The following is a 6,128-nucleotide window of genomic DNA, read 5'->3' as shown; positions in this document are numbered from 1 at the left end:
CACAGGACGTGGCTGCCTTTAGCAGAACTTCCTATACATTCCTTGGTCCTCCGCGTTGTACACAGGACGCGTACGCTTTTAGCGGACTATCCTTTATATTATAAAATCAACCGATTAAACGGGTGATTTGCGCCGTTTGCCTTGTGACAGCGACAATGAATATCTTATCGTGAATGAAGCTTTATGTCAACGGCCTTTTTAAAGTTGTTGTTTTCCGACTTTTCCCCTTCTACACCCGTTAAAGAATAGAGAAAACATCTTCCCCCAGATAACTGTAAGAAAAGCTATTCCAAATAAAAAAGGCCCAGCCGCCACACTGACGACGAGGCCCTTCTACTTTAATTACGCCTTCTTGTTTGCTTGTATGTCTGATGGGTTGCAATTGACATCCCGGCTGCAACCATACCATTTATAACCCCTTCAACCGTCCACCCTATCGTTAAAGCGCTTACCACTATACCCGCACCGATAACCATCCATACAATTATCCAATCAGGGAACCAGGGGGTTTCTTTTAGCGCATAGGCAAAAATCATGAGGGCAGGTACCGCAAGGACTAAGGATGGGTGCAAGGTAACATTACTTAAAATTTCAAGCAGCATGTTAGTTGCTCCCTTCACTCTTTTATGTATTGTATTCAGCAGCATGATAGCATGTTCGCCCTTTTATTTTCCTTCGAAATTCATAACAATTGATACTTTCCTATGCCATAAGAAAAGCTCCCGACCGGTTGGCCAGGAGCTTTTCACCACACCTTTGCTTCTATAATGTGATATGAGGTTCAGTGTAATCCGGTAGTCACCGAAGGGGCAGTAAATAAAAAAATATACCGAAGAAATGGACAGCCGTTCCCGCCAGCACAAAAACATGCCATACCGCGTGGTGGAATGGAAATCCGCGCCATACATAAAAAACGGTGCCGACCGTATACAGTATGCCTCCGACGACTAGCAGCACTATACCTTCCAGGAGCAATCCCGCAACGAGGGGCTTCCATGCAAACACCATCAGCCATCCCATCGCAATATACAGCACAGTGGACAGATACAAGAACTTCTTGGTGAAAAATAGTTTAAATATGACACCTACTAACGCTATGCCCCAGACGATGCCGAATAACGTCCAACCGAGCACTCCTTTAATCACAAGGAACAAAAATGGGGTATAGGAACCTGCAATAAACAGGTAAATGGAAGCATGATCACAAATCTCGAAAATATCCTTGGCTTTTCCCTCCGGAAAACTATGCACCAGGGTAGAGGAGAGATAGAGCAGCAGCATTGTTACCCCATATATAGTGAAACTTACGACGTGCCAGACGGTACCCGATTCGCTGGCAGCGACGACCAGCCATACCAGGGCGATGACACTGAACAAAACTCCGATTCCATGAGTAATTGCATTGACAACTTCCTCTTTCCTTGTATATACATGGGTACTTGCCATTTTCCAAATCCTTTCTTGTTTTCCTTCAGTATAATGCTTAAACAAAAAATAACAACCGTTCCTGATTTGCATGCTATCGAGTTTGTTTAGATAAGCTTTAGTCCGCTTACAAAAATGATGGCAGAAACGACTGCGCGAAGAGGTTTTGTAGGCAGCTTAGCGGATAACGCACTTCCTATAAGAACCCCTGGGATGGAGCCTGTTAATAAATTACCCACGAGTAAATAATCTACATTTCCAAGACCCGCATGGAGGATACCGGCTACTGTTACAAGGATAAAAGCATGAGCAATGTCGGTGCCTACCAGTTCCGATGCCACCATCCGGTACAAATACAGCATAGCAAGAGCGAATAGTGAACCGGAACCAATTGAAGTAAGACCTACAATAAATCCGAGAACAGCCCCAATAACAATCGTTAAACTGCGTTTATCTTCAAGTGGTTTTAACGCCCATCTGGTCTCTTTTATTTTTTTATCAAAAAACGTTCGAAAGAGTGTAGCAACGGCAACTAAAATCAGTACATATCCTAAAGCATGTTTAATGATTTGCTCCTGGTTGTGAAAAACAGCGTTAAAAGTATGTAGAATCCCAATCGCTATAACCGCACCTGGGACACTTCCCATTGCTAAATACTTTACTAATTTTAGATTGATTGTTTTCTGCCTGTAATGCTGAATGGTGCCGAAGAATTTTGTGATGGCGTTGTAAACAAGGTCCGTTCCGACAGCAATGGCAGGATGAATACCTGCGACGATTAAAATGGGAGTTAACAGCGCGGCTCCTCCCACTCCTGTTAGGCCCACCAAAAACCCAACCAGTAGTCCCATAGCTGTTATTCCAATACTCATCTTTCTATCCCCCCATCCTAATACCAAGTAATTTTATATGATTATAAATCATTAATTCGATTTAGTAAATATAAAATAATCTAAACATTAAAGACTATTATAGAGAGCATGAAAAGGTGCCGGCTTTTACTGTGCAACATGCTTATTACGTTTTACTTTTTTAATCGGTAAGGTACAGTAGCAATTTTCACATCCTGCCGTGCAAATAAATAAGCACGCAGTAATAAACTCGTCTGGTTGTGAAGCAAGTTGTGCCACCACTTTTTTGTTATAAACTGAGGAATCATTACCGTCACATGATCGGTCTCAGCCGTTTTCCATTCCACTGTATCAATAAACTTAGATAACGGTCTGATAATGCTTCGGTAATGAGAACGAAGAACAACCAGGCGTACACCCGGATTCCACTCTTCCCATTTTTTCTCCATCCGTTTCATATCTTCATCATTGAATGCAACATAGACAGCGATAATGTTGTCTGATAATGACTGTGCATAACTGATGGTGTTTCGAATAGCCTGAGAAATGCCAGCCACAGGAATCAAAATCACGCTGCCTTTTGGTTGCGGTTTCTCTGTAGTAATATCAATGCGCAACTGCTCTGCAAGGTCACGATAATGTTCGTTTACTTTCCGGAAAACAAAAATAACGATAGGAAGAAACACAAAGATCATCCAGACCTGTGAGAACTTTGTAATCAAGAAAATCAGCGTAATCGTAAGCGTGGTCAGCATCCCGATCGTATTAATGATAAAAGGCGCAAGCATCCCGCTGGCTTTTTCGTAATCCAGCGCTTCATCATCCCCGCTTGCGACAGCGTAAAAGGGATAAATACACCAACAGCATATAGCGGGATTAGATTTTCTGTATATCCTCCAGAAATAATAATCAAAAATGCGGAAAGGACAGCTAAGAAAATAATTCCATTTGAAAACCCAAGACGATCTCCTCGGACCATAAACATATTCGGTAGAAATCTGTCTTTGGCTAACATAAAGGCGAGCAGGGGGAAGGCGGCGAACGCCGTATTGGCAGCCAGGAATAAAATGAGTGCTGTTACAGCTTGAATAAAGTAATAAATAACCCCTCGTCCAAATACAGTTGATGCGATTTGGGATATGACCGTCTCATTTGCCCGGGGAGCGATGCCAAAGGCATAAGCCAGAAGACTAATCCCCATGAACATGATACCAAGGATAACTCCCATCATGATTAGTGTTCTAGCCGCATTTCTGGGAGCAGGGTCTCTAAAGTTGGGAATCGCATTGGATACCGCTTCTACCCCTGTCAGTGCGGAACAACCCGAGCTAAATGCCCTTAATAAAAGGAATAACGTAATGCCTGGAACGGCAGCTCCATAAGTGGGAGTGTGAGCGTGCACGTTCCCTGCCATCCATTGATAAGCACCACCGATAATCAGTATAAAAACAGCGACAACGAACAGATAAACAGGATACATTAATATCGTTGCAGATTCTGTAATGCCCCGTAAATTTAAAATCGTTACCGTTAAAATCATTAATAGGGCAATGATAACACGATGCTCATGGAGCACGGGAAATGCCGAGGTAATGGCATCTGTAGCGGCTGAGGTGCTTACCGCCACGGTTAAGATGTAATCCACGAGCAAAGATCCGCCCGCAACCAATCCAACCGGGGTGCCTAGATTATCCTTAGCTACAATGTACGCGCCACCACCCATTGGATAAGCATAAATCGTTTGGCGGTAAGACAGGATGAGGATCGTTAAAAGTCCAAGAACCGCAAATGAAATTGGGATGGAATACCATAATGCTACTGTACCCAGGGTGACTAGCACTAAAAGAATTTGTTCTGTTCCGTAGGCTACAGAGGATAGGGCATCTGAAGAAAGTACGGCAAGTGCCTTTAATTTACTTAACTTTGCTTCTGCAAGTTCGTGTGACTTCATCGGCCTTCCAATTAAAAATCGTTTTAACCTGTTTACCATAGTTCCCCCCATGATACTTTTTAAATAGTTTTCCCCTGGTTTGCGAAAAAAACCAGGCCTCCATATACATCAAAAAAGGCAACAAAAAAGAAGCCTGGCGAAGAGGAACTCTCTCGCGGCTTCTCGGCATAGTGAAATAAACTATGTCAGACACACGATATAGGTTGCCTCTCTTGATACGCTTACGAGGTTAGCTGACGGATTCGGGTGTAAGAGTCACCCTACTCGAATGTTCGAGATTCACCCCATGCGGCTTCTTTGAGAAAACCACAATTGGTTCCCCCGCTCCCTCATGCAAGGGACTCAGCGATTACGGAATCTGAAAGTTTGTTATTTCATGAAATTAATATTACTCCCCTTGAATTGCACTTGTAAAGACCGGCTATAGTTTTTCTTTTTCTTTGTTTTCAAAAAGTTTTACTAATAGCTTCTATTATCAATTGAGTTAGAGACCTCATATCTTAGATGGAGGGAAATAATGGGAAGGAGGTGAAACTATTTGACAATTGACAATCGCATCATTAACCAGAGTTTTGAAAGCGGAGCCCTCTCACCCTGGATTGGATTTAATGCTTCGGTCACTAATATAAACAGCCATTCCGGTACCTATACTACCCGATTATTAGGTAATACAACCAACTCATTCATTTACCAATACGTTTCTATTAGCCCGGGAGAAAATTTCGAATTCCTTGCTTCACTTACTAAACTCGGAATAGCCTCTAGTCCTCCAATTACCATTGCTATCGAATATTTCGACTCTTCTTTCACTTTTCTTGGATATGGACTTATCCTGAATATTCCTACCAACCATCTCCCTGATAATGCAAACAACGTATGGACTGAAATATATGAAATAACTACACCGGCACCCAGCACGGCCAATAAAGCCCTTGTTCTTATAAACAAGCTTCCTCAAGCAGGAAGCTCGGATGTCCTCGTAGATGATGTAGAATTATTAACCATTACTGATAGCGGACCTCCAGAATCAGTAACGATTACGCCAACTGTCCGAAGATATTTTTATATTGCGAACTCAGATATTCAAGCCACTGAAGAGATTCCAGCCGATCAGTTCAGAAACGATGATGGAGAATCAACAACCGAATTTCCAAGCCTTGGCCAAAATAGCTATAGTAACCTTTATGTCAATGGGCTATTACAAGAAGGCAGTTTATATAGCGTAAGTACAAGTGCTTTGACCATTAACCCCAGTGGTTCCACTATTTTTTCAGGTACACCCATTACTCTCGAAATCGTTCAATTCTCTGCTCAAATAACTTCTTAAAAATTGGGTAACATAACCAGTGGATAAGCCCGCACCTTTTTCCTTTCTTTGGCATTCATTAAAGTAAGGAAGAGAGGTGAATAGAGATGGCTATAATCAAACCTTTTGTAGCAGGCAGAAGATTTTCTTCTACTGCAGGAGCTGGAACAGGTACAGGTGCGACATATTCAATTGCTGCTACAGCATTCACTACTGACACGGGTGCGGCCGCTACAGCATTCCCAGCCTCGTTCGCATATTACAATCTTTACATTAACGCTGTGATTCAGACAGCTGATACCTCAACTGTTACCACCACTACGATTACCATTCCAGGTGGTGATACACTTGACCCAGCAACTCCAATTATAGTTGAATTTGTTGTAACGTAACCCTATTTCATTTGTTGAAATACCGGCAATCTTATTTTTTTGGATTGTCGGTATTTTGTTTATAAATAAACAAAAAAAACCCTTGAATATCAAGGGTTCTAACATCTATGTATTGGTGGAGCCAATCGGGATCGAACCGACGACCTCTACACTGCCAGTGTAGCGCTCTCCCAGCTGAGCTATGGCCCCGCTTTTGGTTATAG

General features: G+C 42.4%; 5 protein-coding genes, 1 tRNA gene, 1 pseudogene and 1 riboswitch. Of the genes and pseudogenes, 2 read left to right on the top strand and 5 right to left on the bottom strand.

Annotated elements, in window-relative coordinates; genetic code table 11:
• Nucleotides 1-338: 338 nt before the first annotated feature.
• The 4 genes and pseudogenes from MBEAL2_RS28150 to kimA form a co-directional block, all read right to left on the bottom strand.
• On the bottom strand, nucleotides 339-602 hold the full coding sequence (locus MBEAL2_RS28150; RefSeq protein ID WP_047155499.1) for a phage holin family protein: 264 nt from the start codon (nucleotides 600-602) through the stop codon (nucleotides 339-341).
• A gap of 196 nt (nucleotides 603-798) precedes the next feature.
• Complete coding sequence (trhA, locus tag MBEAL2_RS28145) at nucleotides 799-1,446, bottom strand: PAQR family membrane homeostasis protein TrhA (protein ID WP_047155501.1); 648 nt, start codon at nucleotides 1,444-1,446, stop codon at nucleotides 799-801.
• Between the two features lie 86 nt (nucleotides 1,447-1,532).
• Nucleotides 1,533-2,297 (bottom strand): sulfite exporter TauE/SafE family protein, encoded by a 765-nt coding sequence (locus tag MBEAL2_RS28140; protein WP_047155498.1) that lies wholly within the window; start codon nucleotides 2,295-2,297, stop codon nucleotides 1,533-1,535.
• Nucleotides 2,298-2,449: 152 nt separating this feature from the next.
• A pseudogene (gene kimA, locus MBEAL2_RS28135) lies at nucleotides 2,450-4,266 on the bottom strand (potassium transporter KimA).
• 163 nt (nucleotides 4,267-4,429) lie between these two features.
• Nucleotides 4,430-4,585: riboswitch (cyclic di-AMP (ydaO/yuaA leader) on the bottom strand.
• Nucleotides 4,586-4,765: 180 nt separating this feature from the next.
• Between kimA and MBEAL2_RS29885 the strand changes: the two are divergent.
• Together MBEAL2_RS29885 and MBEAL2_RS28125 are read left to right on the top strand one after the other, a co-directional pair.
• Entirely contained in the window at nucleotides 4,766-5,554 is a 789-nt protein-coding gene (locus MBEAL2_RS29885; protein WP_052948084.1) for an NTTRR-F1 domain, read from the top strand.
• Nucleotides 5,555-5,640: 86 nt separating this feature from the next.
• On the top strand, nucleotides 5,641-5,925 hold the full coding sequence (locus MBEAL2_RS28125; RefSeq protein WP_047155497.1) for a DUF4183 domain-containing protein: 285 nt from the start codon (nucleotides 5,641-5,643) through the stop codon (nucleotides 5,923-5,925).
• Between the two features lie 113 nt (nucleotides 5,926-6,038).
• On the opposite strand, the gene MBEAL2_RS28120 is transcribed toward MBEAL2_RS28125, so the two are convergent.
• A tRNA-Ala gene (locus tag MBEAL2_RS28120) sits at nucleotides 6,039-6,114 on the bottom strand.
• Between the last annotated feature and the right edge of the window lie 14 nt (nucleotides 6,115-6,128).

It is taken from the genome of Aneurinibacillus tyrosinisolvens (assembly GCF_001015055.1).
Lineage (GTDB): Bacteria > Bacillota > Bacilli > Aneurinibacillales > Aneurinibacillaceae > Aneurinibacillus_A > Aneurinibacillus_A tyrosinisolvens.
This window is presented reverse-complemented; position numbering and strand designations above follow the sequence as displayed.